The 17,465-nt window shown below is 45.5% G+C and carries 11 protein-coding genes; all 11 read right to left on the minus strand.

The annotated features are described in order from the left end of the window. Position 1: 1 nt before the first annotated feature. The 11 genes from DBR43_RS29210 to DBR43_RS29255 are packed head-to-tail and all read right to left on the minus strand — an operon-like array spanning position 2 to position 17,453. Entirely contained in the window at positions 2-6,493 is a 6,492-nt protein-coding gene (locus tag DBR43_RS29210; RefSeq protein WP_124586850.1) for a hypothetical protein, read from the minus strand. Positions 6,494-6,495: 2 nt separating this feature from the next. Beyond that, entirely contained in the window at positions 6,496-11,082 is a 4,587-nt protein-coding gene (locus DBR43_RS29215) for a baseplate J/gp47 family protein (protein ID WP_124586851.1), read from the minus strand. Then, positions 11,083-11,508 carry a GPW/gp25 family protein gene (locus DBR43_RS29220; RefSeq protein WP_124586852.1) on the minus strand — a complete coding sequence of 142 codons (426 nt, stop codon included), beginning with the start codon at positions 11,506-11,508 and terminating at the stop codon, positions 11,083-11,085. 29 nt (positions 11,509-11,537) lie between these two features. Continuing rightward, positions 11,538-11,828, minus strand: a complete 291-nt coding sequence (locus tag DBR43_RS29225) for a PAAR domain-containing protein (protein ID WP_074612733.1) — start codon at positions 11,826-11,828, stop codon at positions 11,538-11,540. Between the two features lie 7 nt (positions 11,829-11,835). Beyond that, entirely contained in the window at positions 11,836-13,611 is a 1,776-nt protein-coding gene (vgrG, locus tag DBR43_RS29230) for a type VI secretion system tip protein VgrG (RefSeq protein WP_124586853.1), read from the minus strand. Further along, positions 13,611-14,333 (minus strand): hypothetical protein, encoded by a 723-nt coding sequence (locus DBR43_RS29235; protein WP_074612735.1) that lies wholly within the window; start codon positions 14,331-14,333, stop codon positions 13,611-13,613. Before DBR43_RS29235 ends, vgrG begins: the two co-directional genes overlap by 1 nt. Beyond that, positions 14,323-14,481 carry a DUF5908 family protein gene (locus DBR43_RS33240; RefSeq protein WP_172665002.1) on the minus strand — a complete coding sequence of 53 codons (159 nt, stop codon included), beginning with the start codon at positions 14,479-14,481 and terminating at the stop codon, positions 14,323-14,325. The genes DBR43_RS29235 and DBR43_RS33240 overlap by 11 nt, the downstream gene beginning before the upstream one ends. Before the next feature lies 1 nt (position 14,482). Next, positions 14,483-14,941 carry a phage tail protein gene (locus DBR43_RS29240; protein ID WP_124586854.1) on the minus strand — a complete coding sequence of 153 codons (459 nt, stop codon included), beginning with the start codon at positions 14,939-14,941 and terminating at the stop codon, positions 14,483-14,485. A 13-nt stretch (positions 14,942-14,954) separates the two neighbouring features. After that, complete coding sequence (locus DBR43_RS29245; protein WP_124586855.1) at positions 14,955-15,419, minus strand: phage tail protein; 465 nt, start codon at positions 15,417-15,419, stop codon at positions 14,955-14,957. A 26-nt stretch (positions 15,420-15,445) separates the two neighbouring features. Then, positions 15,446-16,378, minus strand: a complete 933-nt coding sequence (locus DBR43_RS29250) for a hypothetical protein (protein WP_124586856.1) — start codon at positions 16,376-16,378, stop codon at positions 15,446-15,448. Positions 16,379-16,424: 46 nt separating this feature from the next. After that, positions 16,425-17,453, minus strand: coding sequence for a hypothetical protein (locus DBR43_RS29255; protein WP_124586857.1), 1,029 nt, complete (start codon positions 17,451-17,453; stop codon positions 16,425-16,427). Positions 17,454-17,465 lie beyond the last annotated feature (12 nt).

The following is a 17,465-nucleotide window of genomic DNA, read 5'->3' on the forward strand; positions in this document are numbered from 1 at the left end:
CTCATTTCTTGTTAGTTCCGGTGAATACTGTTTTTATATCATCGATACGCAGATCAGGCAGGTACTTTTTCAGCTCCAGGCCGTCCCAATGGTTAAAAATTGCGGCAACATCTATTTTTGCCTTTCTCATCTTTTCAAAAGCCGGATTTAAAAGCTCCAATCCTCCGGTTTTTCCCTTTTTGAAAAACAAATGATCCAAAGTGTAGCCTGTTACATCTTCCAGTAAATGGAGCACCTGATGTTTGTTGAGCGCCGGCACCTCCTTTCCGGAAGGCTTTTTATTTTGGATAATGTCCGTAACAATTGCCTCAAACTGAGCAATGTCCGGTGCTTTCTCCTGAAGGAAGACCTGAACAGCCACTACCAGTTTGTTTTTCTTTAGTTTACCGGCAATGTGTGCTGTGCGTGTCCGATAGGCATCTACACGGCTGGCCCTGAAAACACGCTGATCTGCGGCGCTGGCCACAGGCTTGGGAACCGGCTCCATACTGATCTTTTCCTCCCGCTCACAAGCGATAAATTCGTATTCCTCACATTGTTGTGTCCTCCAGCAGAAAGTCCTGTTAATCTGGTTCAGGAAGTCGTTCGGATCTCTTGCTACTTTCGTTTCTTTGAAACAAGGGCCTGGCTCCGGATTCCCGTTTCCGCAAGGCAAACAGCTATCGCAATCCTTCAGACATTCATAATTTCTTCTGAACAGCAATTCGAGAAAATCACAAACAGAAAATTCCATCTTGCAACCTTTCTTTCCGGCCAGCCAAAGGTGCCAGTTCTTATATTTACTTTCAAAACAACAGAAATCGTGTGGGGCAAGCCAAAGGATACGGAGCATCACATGGGCGGGTGCAAGCCGGTAAAGCATATCTTCCATCAACATGCGTCCGGAGGCCGTACGGAAGCGCTCAGGCCATGCAGGCAGGACCACAGTTGCAATAAACGAGTATGGGTCATTGCCGGGAATAAAACAAATGTCTTTTTCCTCGGCGCAAGGATCATCATTACCGGCCAGCCATTTATAACCACAATGACGTTTTTCTTCCCCACACCAGGAGTTTTGCCGGCATTCGCAATCTCCATAACAGCGGGGCCTTAGCAGGATATGTTCGGCCACATGAAAGCCTTCTGCATTACTGAGTTTTTTTGTGCGGTCGATAGCACTACATGCCATCTGCGTGGATTCATAACACTGCGGATTAAAGGCAATTCGATCGCCGGTGATCCTATATACGCCAGACATTTGTTCATGGGTACCCGTTTCTTCATGCGTCTGCGTTCCCGGACGGCGCTCCTGAAGATTAAAATGAAGGGCGATGCCGAAAGAATTGCATTCGCAATCCGATACCCCCTGATAGTTTTCAAAAATGCGCAATAAGCGCCTGACCTCCGCCAATACACGAAGTGCTTCTTCGCAGGAAGCATAACTGCAAGGCGATTTCCAGGCCGTATAAGCCCCTGGCTCTTGCTCCTGTTCCTCACAGCCGCAAGGGTCTTTAACCTTTTCTTCTTCTTCACAGCTGCTGGTACCCGGTAATTTCAACTCTATTTCAAAACGGTTTCTCCCTGTCTTTTCATCTTTACGTTTTACCAGAGGAAAGAAGTAAACAAAAGCGTTTAAAGTCGTCTTCCACAGGGCCAAACCATAATCTTTTGAATAAGATTGAAGAATGACCTTTCCTGCACTGTCTTTCAAAAACAAGACACCACTCTCTTCGGTATACACACTATCTGCCGCCCCTATGCTGTCCAGTACATCCATCAGAGAATCACAAGACACTTCGTTATCCAATCTCCGGAGTGCAAAAGGCTGACCGCCCCCGTCCAACAGCAACAAGGTTTTTTCTTCCGTGGTCAGTCCATAAGATTGCTTTTCCATTAAGGCATTAAATTGACTGTAGAGCTCATTCAATACCTCATTTCTTTTCTTAGCAGTATCATAAACACAAGGATGTACGACCAGGTCTTCCCCGCAATTCAGGTAAAAGGTATAACAGCAGTCTTCCCTTCTCTGGTAGTTATGGAACCCCTTGCCCGACTGAACTGCGCAGATAAATTTCTCTACCCCATCTTTACCCCAGGCCGAAGCTTCATCAATAAACCTGACACTGCTTTCTGCCAATACCTCACGCAGGTAGATCCTGTAAAAAGGCCCTTTTTCCTGGTCACATAAATCACAGTCTACATAGAGGTTTCCTGCAAAGCGAAGCAAGGCTATAAAGAACATAAAGTCTTTCATCGCTGCTTCCGGCGAATCATAGTACTTTAGGCTTTGCCATGCTCCCGGATCTTTAGGATTGCTATTGGTACTGAAATAATAAACCTGGTTAACCGGCTTCCCTGTTTTACAAGGATCGTTTGCGGCGCGGTCTACTGCTTCACAGAACGACCGGTCAAAGGCCTCCGAGCCATACTCAACCCTTTTAATGGGATAAGTTTTGATCAGGTTGACCATAGTCTCCCTCAATGACATTCCTCCCGTATGACTTTCAATTTCCTTTTGAGTGGCTGCCGGAATAAAGACGAGTGCCGTCTGATTTAACGCAGCAAGTTGGCTAAGCGTTTGAGCAGGCTCGTCCAGACTGATCTGATTGGCATAGCTATTCAGATCAGTGGCCAGTTCCAAAATAGAAAAGTAGTTTTCTTCAAAAGCCTGCAGGGCAAGCGCTTTCGAGGGATAACTCTTCCAGCTCTCAAACAATACGATTTCCTGACCGTTCAACGCTCCGGAGGTATACCAGTAGTTATGTGCTTTTAACTGATACCGGTACAATGGCGACCGGGAATTACTTTCTGAGATCTCATGAACAATATCTCCCCCCAGGCAAAGCTGCAGGTATTTCAAATTGCGCCGTAGTGTTCTGCTCAGCTTTCTTCTGCCTAAACTGGCTTGTTCCTTATCCGTATATCGGTCCAGGTAAAAAGCCAGGACATTGTCTTTGTCTACCAGCCGATAGACATACCTGCCATCCCCATTGGATTCATCTACCGCTACCGCAGTACGGTATGCAGGAGATTTAGGGTTTCTTTTCAATCCGGTGATGTCCTTTTGCAATTCCAGCGCCTTAACCAGGGATTCCTCCTTCCGGGCAGCAGTATCCGCACTGGCAGCGGCATCAACACCGGCACTTTGGCTCCCGCTAACCAGGTCAACTGCAGGCGTCTGGTTGTTCTTCTGCAGCACCGCCAGGAATGTACGCTCCCCGCTACGCTGGATTTTTAAAGATGGAATGGCCTGATGAAATGCTTTTGCCGCTTGCAACCCTTCCTCCGGAGAGGAATATTCTGAGGTACTTCTAAAATGGAAATCTGAGGCAGGATCATAACCCAACCGGTAATTGAAACGCCATCCACTAGCCACCGGTTCAGTTTTCAAGGTAAATTCGCGCTTCCGAACCAGGGCCAGGATCTGCGCCTGCATCCTGGTCGCTTCTTCCAAAGTACTGAAATCTGAATAACAGGTCGCCTCCAGTTCATTGTTAAACACAATGCTGATTTTAAAACTACCCGATTTAGGACTGATCCGGTAATTGGATTCATCTGCTGCAAGACTGATCACAAAATAGCAATGCTGGCGCGCGTCCTTAGCCGTTCCGAATTCCTTTTCCGGATAAAATTTAAAAGTGTTGTCGTTGTCCAGCAAATCATAGGTAAACTGATCGGGCTTTCCAACAATGGTATTGTTGATGTCAATTTTGAAGGATTTGACATTCACAAATTTCAATGCCTCAGGAATCGTTTTATTGAAGTATAAAGTGCCGGTTCCTGGTTTTACCTTTTGATCGCTCTGCCAGTTTTTCGCTTCATTGATTTTTGGGATCAGTGCTTTTATTCCAGCTTCCGCCTCCACAACACTGGCAAAGGAAGAAACATGAGTTTTAACAATATCACCATCAGAATCAACCATATGCAAACCATACCTATAGTTGCTGATAAACACATCTTCTTCCCGGACCGTCTCCCGGAACATCCGGTTAAAACCCGATCTTACGGCATCCGCTTCCTGCGAAGTCTTATATTTTGTGACAAAAGGAACGACATTTCGATCGTCGTACTGCAGCTGTACGATGTATGCTTTCTCATGTGCAATGTATTGGGTTTTCAGCTTATCCGGATCGGATAATGCTGCAAACACGCCTTTTGCAGCATCCTCTGCTTCGGGCCTGGAATCGAATTTCTCCGTTAGCGCAAAGAAGGTCTCCCCGGCAATTTTAACATTGACCAGGTACTGCTCATCATATTGCTCCACCACAAAATTACAAAGGCTGTGCAACTGCTTATCCTCAATTCCAGCTAAATATTTAGCCTCCAACTCAAAGCCGGAGACATTATCGCTGTTCCATTTATTCTTAAAGTAATCATAGCCCTTTCCACGATTGGCACTAAGCTCGTCATAATTGGACAGGAATGCCTCTTTCGCCTTAATGGTTGCTGTAGCACGTTCCTGAGCGTTGAGTTTACCAAAGGAGAACAAAGCAAAATCGGTGAAGCGCTCGGCAAAACGCGACAACAGGTGATCAAGAAAACCGTTCCTTCGTGTTGAATACAATTGCTGATCTTCAATTACCCTTTGCAGGTATCCTTTGGAGGAAACAATATTGAGCTCCAGGTCAAAGGAAACATGATCGGCATCTTTAATAAAACTGCGGTAATTCTCATCAAACGTACCGACATAAACCACTGAGCTCAAATGAAGTTCAGCAGATTCAGCTGTTTTAAAGCTTTTATTGCTGATCAATGAAAATTCATCGGATGAGCTGTTGATATAGTAATAGATCCCCGAAGTTCCTTCATTCAAAAAACCATGCTGAAACTGACGGTTAAACAGGTCATCCTTTAACCCGTTAATGGCAATTTTCTGCCTGGACATTGATGGAAAAGTATAGCCGGGAACTAAAGAAGGGTCCACTGTTTTCGTCTGATTTTCACTGATCAATCCCTGTAATTCTGCTTTTGAAATGACACGGATCAGGATACTTCCAGCTTTCCCCAATCCATTCAGCTCCCCTGCACCCATCGCAAACCGAAGCAACTGGTTCAGCTCCGGCAGGGATTCCAGCTCGTTCAGAAAATAGGTACGCTGCAGATCCGGGTCTCCTGAGGAAGACATCGCAAATAAGGACCTGATGTTTTTTAACTGCGCCAGATATCCGGCCAGTAACTGGTCAAAGAACAAGAGATAACCCCTCAGCTGTAATGCCTGTGCTTTCCGGTGCTTAGATGCATCTTCAGGCAATCCCCCCTCTGCAATGCCATACACCCTTGGAAAATCGTCCTGCAAGAGGAAATACTCATCCAGATCGCTGTGATAAATGCCCTTAGGAATTTCTTTATCCAAATATGCCGAAGGCGACTGGTACAAGACCTTGCCATTATGCGTAAAATTGATGTTCAGCAAGCCCTCATACTTTTTAGCGTCAAATGCAATCGCCAATCCATTTCTGGTAAACTGAAAGCCGGAGCAGGCCATGGAAAAATCAGGAATGTGGTTTTCAGGGAGCTTAAACTTCCAGTCGAAATTAGTTTTCAAAGGTTGCTCCTGACAATTTCTTAATCCGAGATTGTTTACTCTTCTAACGCCCTCAGTTTCCAGTATGACCTGGTAAACATCAGAAAGATGGATTTCCTTTTTTAGCCTGAGTTTCATCAACTCTTCTGTATCAATAAAACCATGGCTTTCATTGACATCGTAAGGGCGGCCTGCAAAGATCTCATCTATGGCTTTATCCTTATCTAAAAGCTGCTGCAGCGTATAAAATTTTGGAGAAGGCGAAAAGAAATCCCTTAAACGCTGTGTAATACTGAGGTATATCTTTTCCGGATCGGAACCCTCTTCGACTTCAATATCCGCACATACCCCCATCGGCAGCTTACACATCAGGTAGACATCTGCAAAATCTTCACAGAAATTGCGGTGTGCCATCAATGTGCGCTTTACTTTATCAATAAGCGCATCGAAATAGTGCTTTGCATCAGCTTCCGTCTTGAAATCTGTAGCCGCATTCTTTTCCGGTTCAATGTAAACATGATAAAGGCCATTTAAAAATTCTTCACACTCCCGGTTTCCGGTCGACATCTCATGTGTAGGCGTTCCTGTTTTACAAAAATCATATTGATCCGTAGCAGGGCTGAGCCAGGCATTCTTAACCCCTTCAATATCGATCAGCAATTTACGATAATCGATGATTGTCAATGGATTACAGGCCAGGATCTGCGCCGGACTAAAGAAATTATCGTCTTTCCCCGTTTCTGCAGGATTGCGTGTAAAAATGTCTGTCGCCGGCAGGTTTGTGCGGTAGCCTAAATCCAAAAGTGAATAACAAAGAACTTCCAGAATGGTAATTCCGGGATCATGCACGTTATGGTCTGTCCAGATTTTCCCGGACAACCGGCCAAGGTATTCAATCCCTTCTGTCCGTAATTTCTCAAAATCGAGGTACTCCGGAAAACCAGAATTGTTCTTGCTAATCACTTTGATATTTTGTTCCTCGTTTGCCATAATTATGCGTTGGGCCGAAAATTGATTTGATCCTTACAATAATCTCCAATGGGTTGAGCTCTGTTTTCGCATGGCGGATACTCCTTGGTATTTCCCCAGCTTTCGCAGTCCTGCTGCAAAATGCACACATCGATATCTCCCGCTATCAAAATAGCGCGGGGACTGATCGGGCAAATTGACTTCTGTTCAGCATTCACAATTGCCCCCTCATCTTCCTCATGCTGCATTTTTAATTCCATAAGGTAATCCAGGTAATCACGTGTTTCCAGGAAACCCACTATGTCCGACTGGTTGATGCATTGCCCAAAGCTGAGCTTGTCGAATTCACCAATCGCCCATGGCGCCAGAAATGTTCTCAAATCCTGTTTCAGTTTTTCTTTATAAAAGTTTTCATCCTTCCCCTGATGGAGTTTTACTTTCAGACAGAAATTTACTTTTTCATATCTGGGGTTCATCACCATCAGTCGCGCAAAAGGAGAATTTCGTTGTTTCAGGTAGGTTTGTATTTCTTCCAGCAGGCTTACCGGAACCCTCGGCTCAAACTGCTGTGCCGCTTTCAACTGGTTCAGATCAGGAATCACAGCCAGCAATACATATCCTGGCGCCATAGGCATATCGTTCTGATACCGGTGCGCATTTAAAGCAAAGCTATGGTTGATACATTTCACCTTAAACAACTGAGGAAAAGCTTCTAAAGCCAACCTTTCGTAATCAAACTTCTGAATCGCCCTGCCTTTATGCCTTAGCAATTCACTCACACGGGTATAAAAATGACCTTCGCCTTCGGATACCCTTCCGCCAAAAGAATCGAAAGGCTGACTTAGCTTTTTTACCGAAGCATCAGCTTCATTGAGCTTAGCCAATGCCCCCGAAGGCAAGGCTTGCGCCAAACGAAGTTTATCATTCGCCTCCGCATTGGTAAAGGTCGCCCTGACAGCCTGGGTATAGATCGCCATCGTCTCACTCACAGATTTACTGCTGTAAGGAATCGCTGCTTTTATCCAGTGTAAGCCTTTTGGAAGGACGGTATTCTCATTGCTCATATTGGCGGGCAAAGCGAATTTGATGATACCGGAAGTGGTCAGCGCATCTGTATCATCTTCCAACACTTCAAATCCCTTACGTAAAGCTTTCCATGAGTTGTTTTCCAGGTAATACCATTGTACGTCTACCCTTTCCGATTCTGAATCTGCCGTGGCTTCCGCCAGCTGAAACAACACGTTCAGGTTGCTGCCAGGTTGCAGGTCTTTCAGGCCAATAAACAGGCTGCCTTCTTCGCAAAACGTTGGGAACAGTGCGGGTTGCAATTCCAGTTCCTCAGGTTTATAAGTATTAGGAAAAGGATACAGGTGAATCAGGTCAATGTCTTTAATCGTTGCAGTAGCTGTATAATCCAGCGTGATGTTTTTTAACACCGGAGTCCAGGGTTCGGCGGGAATTACAGCCTGAAACTGGTCATTACCGGCAATGATGGTACTGATCGCCGCAATCTGATCCCGTAACACGGTTACATTTCCCGTCAGGTTTTTATCGCTCAGGTGCAGGAAGCTTGGTGCATAAACGATTTCGCGAATCTCTTCGGCACCGGGATCGTTGATCGGGCCGTCTCCATGAGGGCCGATTTTTGAAATGATCCCATCAGGGTTATCGTTGACCAGGTTTTCCACACGATTTGCGATAACACCAGCTGCAAGCAAATCGTTTTTAATGTCGTTGGTACTAAATACGATCAGGTTGCCATTATTGATGTCGTAATAAATCGCATCCTCAAGCTTGTCGTCCTTAGGCCTTCCCAAAGCCATCATTTGCCTGGCCAGTACGTAAGAATATACTTTATGACAAAAATCCTGGTTCTGCAGGTTCAGGCGGACAAAGCCGTTAAAGCTATCCACCCCATATTTCAGAAATGGCTTATTGTCTGGCACAAACTGCTGACTCAGACCAAAAAAAGCAGGCTCCAGGTGAATCGTTTGTTGAAAAGGGTTTGCCGGCGTACAACTGCCGAATTTACCGTCGTCTACAAACAACCTGCGGTCATTATATTTCGTACCCAGGATATCAACTGCTACCGTAGTGGCATTGCCATGTGAGGCTTCCCCTTTCCATGTCCCATTTTCAAGGATGGAAAGGTTAATCAGGAACTTGTTGACGTCAAGTCCGAATAAAGTCCCGTCTTTTAAATAACCTTTATAATAATCGCCGAAATCAGTCGGTTTGTCTTTCCAATCCAGATTGATGTAAATGTTGTCCCATTTTTTACCGAACACCTCTTTACTGCCAATATAAAAATTAGGGCCGATCAGATTGGCGCTGGTCGAAAAAGGTGGAGCCAAAGGATTTTTAATGTCAAAATCGATCACCTCAGGCCTTGTTCCAAATGGATAAACGGGCCCGTTTACATTCTGTACGCTTTCGTCATTTTGGACAATGAAGTTCTTCATCCCGCAAACCTGAACCTGGATTTGGGTCTGGTTATCCGCTGCAATTTTCACATTTCTAAAGAAATGATATAAAGAAACCTGTTGAAACTGCTCTTTTGATTTCTTTTCACAACACTCCTCCTGACTGCTCCATTGCACATCCTGTTTCCATTTCACCTTATCGTTCAATTCAATTTTAACAACTGGCATAGTGGTGCCGAAATCTTCCTTCAATGCTTCCGCATTATAAAAGGTCACCGCCTTTTGTTCCGGCAGTAAGGTGGCAGTGATCGTGATTTTAAAAGCCCCATCATTCCCTAAATTCAGGGGACTGAGTTTAATCAGTGGAACTTCTGCCGGACTGATCCATTCTTTTTCTCCGCTAAAAAGTACGTTTAAGGCCTTAACTGGTTTAAAAATCGCCGCCAGCATCGTTCTTTCTTCCTCATCAGGAACTGCCTTGAAAAACTCAGCCTCCGTTAATGTTTTTTCATACAATAAGGTTTCCACCGGACAATAACATAGCTTTTCTTTGCCCGGAATGGGCGTTTTGATCAGAATCCCATCCAGCGCAAGCTTTAGCTCCTTACTGATGCCTTTCTTCCATGCAGCAGCAATCAGCTCCCTGTTGACCTCGTAATAGACCTGGTTCAATGCTGCCCTCACCTTATAGTAGAGCGCAGTTGCCGCAAAGAAATGAGGGGATTTGCTTTTTGAAGCCGTTCCGGAGCCCGTTCCAACCCCTGTTCCCGGAGTGTTATGTTCCTCACAACATGGACTTCCTTTAACAGAAGTATCCGCCATCAGATAACTGCAACAATCATCCAGCAGCTTGCAGGAAAGTGTAATGTTCACCGTTCTCGTTCCTTCACTCAACAGCAAAACCGGAGAAGCGAGTATAAACCCCAGCCTCGCATTGGGATAAGGTTTCACAAATTTATGCTCCGGGTCGATGTACTTACTATATTGCGCACCCAATGTTGGCCAGCTTGCCGGCACATCGTCTTTAAAAGCTTTAGTGAGGCCATCGGCTTTGCTCGCATCAGGGGCAATATACAAGCCTTCTAAAAAGGTATCGTCCCCGTGGATCTGGTTATTGAGAAAGAGCGTCCGCTGATCGGCTACCTGCGTTTTGTTGACCACAATTTCTTCATCAAGGGCAAACAGGATCTCGGTTTTATGGCTATCCTTGCCATCTTTAACCAGCAGCCCTTCTTTTAACAGGTATTTGTCCAGCTGATTCTGAATCTTAAAAACAAGGTGTGCATGATCAGGTTTCGCCCCTTTCGGCTTCAGCGCTAAAACCTCTTTATAAAAGAAGTCCAGGTGTTTTTTAGAGAAAGAATTCAGGTCTCCCTGAAGGTGTTGAAACAGTTTTAAAAAGGAGAACAACAGCGCCAGATGCGGGGTATGTTTTTCTTTAAGTTCTTCTTTCAGGGGAAAGAAGCTCTCCTCCATGCTTAAATCTGCAGTGCTTTCAATGAGTTGTATCGCATCCAGAAAGGAAGCCACCAGTCCAACCATTTCATTGCGGAGCGCAAATAAGCGTTTCCGTTTCGTTGTTCCTTTCGCGGCAAATGCAGCCGCATCAAAGTTGGCATAAGTATCGGTAATGTCCAGGCCCCAGACTTCATTGCCCAGCAGCTCGTTGAAATTAAGCGGTGTAAGATGGTACCATTTTACACCTGCGTTTAAATCGACGATAAACATCTTCATCGGGTCAGTCAGCTTGTCTTTGATTAGTTTATCCAATAGCAGCTCTATCGGCAGGCCGGTATCCCTGAATTTTGTGCTCCAGGTATTCAGTGGCCTGATGACGGTCTGAAAGACGTAATTGAACAGCAATTGAAGGCTGGCTTTTCCTGGTCTTTTATCAAACAACTGCTGGTAAAAGGCAAGTTTATCGTTCACCTTGTTGCGGTCGTACTTTAAGATGGCGCTCAATGTAAATGGCAGGCTCGATTGGAAAAAAGGCTGCCAGTCGGTCACCTTCATCTGCGGATCATAGTAATTGATGTGCCTCGACAACTGCACAAAATAATCCAGCAGGTCGGCCAGACTTCTGCCATCTATTTTCGCAGCCCCCGACAACAGGTCGTCCATTACCCGCTGACGCTGACTGACGCCCGGATCATTCTGAAAAGGATGTATAGCTGAGCTGCATTCCATCTAAATAGGCTTTAATGCTTCATTTTTATAATAATCATACACATAATTGAACCTCGAATTGGTGCCCGGAATGGAATACTCCACACTGATCGTAAAGCGTCCTTCGATGAGGTCAAAAGATTCACTGGCCGTTACCTCTATTCTTTCCGCTTTGATGCGCGGTTCATAAAACAGGATCGCATTGCTGACCCGGTCTTTGAGGTAACCGATCATAGAACTGTTCAAAGCCTCAAACACATAATCATTAAGGTCGCAACCATATCGGGGCTGCATTACCCTTTCTCCCAGAGAAGTAGAAAGCAGGATATTTAAACTCTGCTCAATATCTTCCGCTCCGCTCACCATTTCGGCAGCCCCTGATTCCGGGTTAAACTCCGGAGGAAAAGACCAGCCGGTTCCAAGAAATGATTTAAAAGAATTGTCCATATGCGTTGCTATTTAACCCATCAATTTATTTAACCCCCAATTTGTACCGTCGGTAATCCTGCTACGATCACGCCACCATGTGCGGTCAGGTCTCCCTGTCTTGCCGCAGGTCTGCCACCAATCAATACCGTTGCCGAACCTTTGACAATGGAATCCGGCGGACCAGTGCAGACGAGCAGGTCGCCAACCACTGCTGCCGGCATACTGCCAATCAAAACCGTAGGCACACAAGGTCCCGAAACGGGGCCACCTACATGTGGCACTGGCCCTGTGAACATCGGGCAAACGTGCATATCGCTGATTCTTGCTGCTGAAGGCATAATTTTATTAATTTATCTTGACCAATGAACCGCTGATTTCTGTAATCCCCGAAGAAGAAAGCTTCACCGCTGCGCCTTCCAATCCCAGGCTCGTATCTGCTTTCAAAGAGATGGAAGCCGCCCCGATAGACAAACTTGCCCCGGCGCTAAGCGTCAGGTTCATCCCCGCTTTTATTTCCACATTGTTCGGGCTCTCCATCGAAACCCCAGTACTGTTCATCGTTACTTTATTGCTGTTCTGGTCTTTAATTTCGATTTTACTTCCCTGTTCATCCAGCTGAATGCTGTTTCCGGCAGGGGTATCTATGGTAATCGTTTTCGTATCGTCGTTAAAATGAATGCGCATATTGCTGCGGGTAAAAAAGCCCTTTTCATGGTTTACGTCCTTTCCCGGCAGTGGTGCTTTCTTGGCGCTGCTATTGAGCATACCCAGCATCACAGCATGACGGGGATCATCATTGATAAAGCCAACGATCACCTCATCATCAATCTCCGGCCGGAAAAAAGAACCACGGGACGCTCCAGCATCCAGACAGGCAATCCTCACCCATGTACCATTGGAGGTATTGTCGATCACCGGAATCTTCACCAGAATCCGGTCTTCTCCTTCCGGATCGTTCTCCAGCTGCAATACTTTGGCAATCTGTAACCCTTTAATGCCGCCAATTAAACCCGCAGCAGAAAAATCATTGATGTCCGGATGAACGGCACTATAACGCTCCGGATCAAGCCCGAACTGAATGTGGGTATACCAGGAACCATCTCCCATATCCTGCTTTACAGCAGTCACGTAGGCATTCCCATTGAACCTGTTGCCAACCCCGCTGAGCCTTAACATATTTCCAGGTTTTATCCCTGAAAAGCCGGTTACTCTTGCCCTGCCCCTGATTTTTGCCAGGCGGCTGCGCAATATCGTTCCGTCGGCCCAATTTTGTAATTCCTGCTCCATCAGGTGGCCACTGTGGTTGAGCTCAAATTTATCAAGGTCTACCGCCGCCGACAGGTCCGCTCCGGAAACATTTCCATGTTGGGTAAAGGAACTTGCTTCCGAAACATCCGCTTTAAACAGGTTTTGTGTCTTATAATCCCAGGAAACAGCCTCTACATTAGCCCATTGTGTCCTTGCATCCATTTCCGCTTCAAACTCAATGATGGAAGATCCGTAGCTCACCTGTAAAACCGGTGTCGCTGCCGTATCCGGCCGGGATACTTTGACTGTGCCATCGTCTACATTGACCAGCATCCCGTTTGCTTCTGCCCGGAGTAACATAAAGTCCCAATTGCTCAGGTGGTGCTGTACGAGTTCCTTATGTTGCAGACTGGTCGTGGTAATGTCTCCCTGCAGGCCCCTGTAATCTCCGATCAGCCGATCGAAAACCTCACTGTCTTTGACATTCAGGAAATAGCGGCTATGGCGACCAATCGTCATGCGTAGCGCTAAATCCCTGCATTCGATCAATAGCTGGGTGTTTCCGTTTTCTTTTACCTTGATGGTATGCTTGGTGATGATTCCTTTAAAGGCCTGGGTATTGTTGCCGTCGAAACCCATTTTGATAATGATCTGTTTGCCAGGCACAAAATCTTCTTTATTGCTGATTTCAAAATCGGCCAATGCTGCATCCCCATCTTTCAGCAGGATTCTGGCGGTGGGTATCCGGTTGATTTCCTTTTCAATGGAAATGCTCAACACCTCATACGAAGCATCCATAGCCGCACCGTCCAGCAATATATTGAAGCTGCATACATCATGCGTCGAAGGATTGGGTATGATCAGTTCTTCCATCAGATTTCGTTTTTATTAAAGGGTGGAAAATAAATGTCGTTCCCTGATTTCAGCTTCTTAAGCGAGATCAGGTTATTGGCTTTGGCGACCTGCATAAAGTATTTCGGATCATTGTAAATCGAATACGTCATCAGGTCCAGCCGGTCTCCCTGTTTGATCGTCCGGTGGTGTGTAAGGTCTGGCGAAGCCGGTGCATCTTCGGCAATGCGCGTTTCCCGGGATTGGTAATCCAGGAAAGTGGCGCTTAACTTCGCCCTTAATGGGGTACCATCCGGTTTAAACAGGGTATAATTTACATCCAGGTTTGTGAGCACACAGCGGAACCTGATTTCCGAACCCCAGATGATCAGCAGAAAATTTGGCCGGTGAATATCGCCCTGGTAATTATAAGCACAGTTCATGAAGATTTTCAGCTGTTCATAAACCGGCTTTTCTTTATATTCCTTCCAGTAGCCTTCCATCGTGCCGGTGCCATCGAGGGTAAACTCCAGTTTGAGCTCTTCAGGTGCTGTGGATTTAAATTTCACTTCCGGTGCACCGCTTCCATGGGGACGCTGTACATCATGTTCAATCTTATAATTTTTGGTAAAGGTTTCGGGATTGATAGGCGCAACGAAGGCTGGTTTATTCGTCTGCTCCGCATCCTTGATCTGGAATTTGCGGTCAGTAAAGGAATAAATCAGTAGTTTCTCCAGTTTTCCGGACATGTAATCAGCGCTCATTTCTTTCTTTTATAATTTCCAGTACCTTTTCAACACATGTTTTTACCAGTTCCTCAGAAGGAGGAACCCCATTATTTGGCGCGGAACCGCTATTGAGGTCCTGCAATACCGTGGCTTTGATCACCAGCTCTCTTATTTCAATAGGCATATTATGATTTTTGAAAGATCAGACGGTTATAATTCAGTTCCAGGGTTTCGATCAGGACATCCCCTCTCGTTCCGTTCAGTTCAGCGATTTTCCAGCTTCTGGGCCATACATTGTTAATTTTCCAATGCATCAGACTTTGATGTTGTTCGTCCAGCAGACTGATGACAACGGTTTCCAGTGTTTCATAAATCTGGTCGTCAAAAGCCTTTTTCAGCCAGTCTGTAAGGCCTGAGGTTCCCGGTGCGAGCAGTCCGCGTTTTAAAATCAAGGGACCATACTTACGCCGGGTAGGAATCACATGTTCAAATCTGTTTTCCCCGCCTTCTTTTACGGTTTCCGTATCAATAGTAGCATCTAAGCCCGTTACAGACTGAAATTTCACGTCGACAGATTTCGCGCCCTGCAGCTCAAAATTCACGGCAAAATGAAAGTTGACGGTTTGATAAGTTTGATTGGCCATGGTTCAGCTGGTTTTATTTTTTCGCTTCTACAATGGACAACCCTTCATGCACCAGCTCTATTGTCTCAATGGCGACTTCATTGGCATCCGATTTCAGATTGGTAGATTGCACTTTTGAAGGCCAGGCCCTGGACAGTGTCCATGAAATGACCGGCTGGTGTTCCTCGTCCAGTAAGCGGATCGTGACATCCCTCCTGAACTGCTCCTTTCCTTCCTGGAACATCATTGTTTTCTTCCACTGTTCGAAAAACTCGAAATCGCCGAGAAAGGTTCCCCTTTTCAGTACCACATTCGCATATTTGGTAAGTCCCGGTTGTTTTGTTTTATTGTAAGTCGGGCTGCTGCCTTCCCTGTATTCGATTACCTCCGTTTCAAAATCAAGTCCGCTTACTTCTGTAAACCCGATTCTTGTTCCTCCCCAATCCAGTTGAAAATGAAATTTAGGAAGAGGATAATTCTTTTTAGGATCCGTTGCCATAATGATAGGTTTTATTTTTATGGTATTTATTTACACTTATTTGCAGGATTCACCTCTTCGATTGCTTTCTCCAGACTTTGCTTGCAGGATAGTAAAGCATCCCTTTTCTCTTTTGCTGCATCGAGGTCTTTTTTAAGCTGAACCACCTCATTCTTTAATTTTTTATAGTCATTTTCCAGGTGGATGAAATACTCATCTTCATCTATTGGTAAGGAGATACGTGGTTCCAGGCAGCAACATTCTTTGGCATATCCGCTATGTTCAATTTTGGACTGCTGCTGCTGCGGATAAGGGTTAGGCTGCTCGCCACAGGTACCTCCGCAATTGAATTTTTTCTTCCAGTAAAGGATCACTTCTTTCAGGCCATAATCTTCGCAGATGCTGAGGTGCATGCCATAGGCTAGTTCCAGCGCAGTTACAATCTGTGTAATCAGGACATCCCGGGTCAGGATCACGGCATCGAGTTTCGCCCCGTAATTTTCAATACACTTCATGATCCCTACGCCTGGTGCCAGTTCCGGTCTTTTCAGGCATTGGATGCATTGGATTAGTTTATCGTAAGATGCTTTCAGTTTATCCACGCGGATATACAGGTCTTCCGTCATACAGAAGAGGATTTCAATGGCGTCGTTCGTTTTCTCTGTCACCATGCAGACCTTACAAAGGTGCAGGGTAAACAGTTCTAACTGGCGACAAAGCGCATCGGCTTTTTCGTCCGTAGCTTCCCAATCCGTCCACCATCCTTTAAGCCTTTCCAGCTCTTCAACGGTCAGGTTATATTCCGTTTCTTTATTCTGGGCATCTGCATTAGCCTGCTTCCAGTCGGCCGTAACCTGTACCAGATCTTTTACCCAGGCATCATAACAACAATCCCCTCCAGGGGTCTCAGTTCCCGGATTTTTATGACAACAATCAAATATATCTCTGTCAATGTTGCATATTTTATCGTAGACTAACATAGTAGTGATTTTAATGATTTAACAAATTTGCGCCGGCCCTCAGGGCTTAATCGCAGGATGAATTATCTGAAGGGTTTTCACAGGAATAGACCTCCGTAACCTCTTTACAGATATCGCAGATGTCACATTTACATTTCTTAAGCCTGTTGTCATCCTCTCCTTTTTCCCCGTCACAACCACAACCGGCAATGCATTTACATTCATGATGACACAGGTAATCTTTAGTTTCATCAAGCGTTCCCACTTCATTGCGTTTATTATACAAGGCATAACCCGACTGAGTAGCAGTTTTGGTAGACAGGACAAAATCTTCCTGCGCTTTTTTCAGACTTAGTCCTCCACTTGTCATTTGCGCCTGGATCAGGTCGTCAAAAGCTTTCGCATTAGTGGCAAAATCCTGTTGAAATTTCTCCAGGGATTTGATATTGGAAAAAGATTGAATGCCTACAATTTCGGCGGCCGAATTAAAGATGATATCGATGTCCTGGCTCAGGCTGTCCGGTATCGTAATCAGGTCGTCGAGAATCTGACAGACGTTACGGCATGGGTCTGGTCTTCTGGAAGATTCTTCCTGTTTATTGTTGTCATTACAATCGTCGCCTTCGCTGCAGCCCAATATTTTCATTTGCACCGCACTGCAGCTGTCTTTTCTGCAGCCATCGAGTTTTCCTGCGGCTTCCCGGAGTTCTCCGAACTTTGCCTTTGCATCTTTAGCCGTTTTCACTACTGCTTTCAATGCGAGGACCAGTGCGTCGTTCTGCAAGATATCCGCCGCTACATTTTTCTTTATTTCGTCTGAAGCCGTGATCAGTTCCACACCAACTTTAAGTTCCAGGTTCCTGACCAGCAGGTAATTTTTTTCGGTTTTTACAAAAGCGCATTTCTTTTTCTGGTAGATCATAACCGTACCATCGTAGGTCAGTTCGCTTTCACCGAGCTCAGCGACCTTCCCTTTTAGCCTTTTGCAGTAATCCTCCTTCAGCAGGTGGATCGTCTTCTGTGTTGCTGTCTCTGCTTCTGCATCATTGCAATTCCCATTTTGTGGTTCCCGAGAACCTGAGCTTTCTATAGACATGACAATAGATTT

The sequence above is a fragment of the Pedobacter sp. KBW06 genome (assembly GCF_003852525.1).
Classification (GTDB): Bacteria; Bacteroidota; Bacteroidia; order Sphingobacteriales; family Sphingobacteriaceae; genus Pedobacter.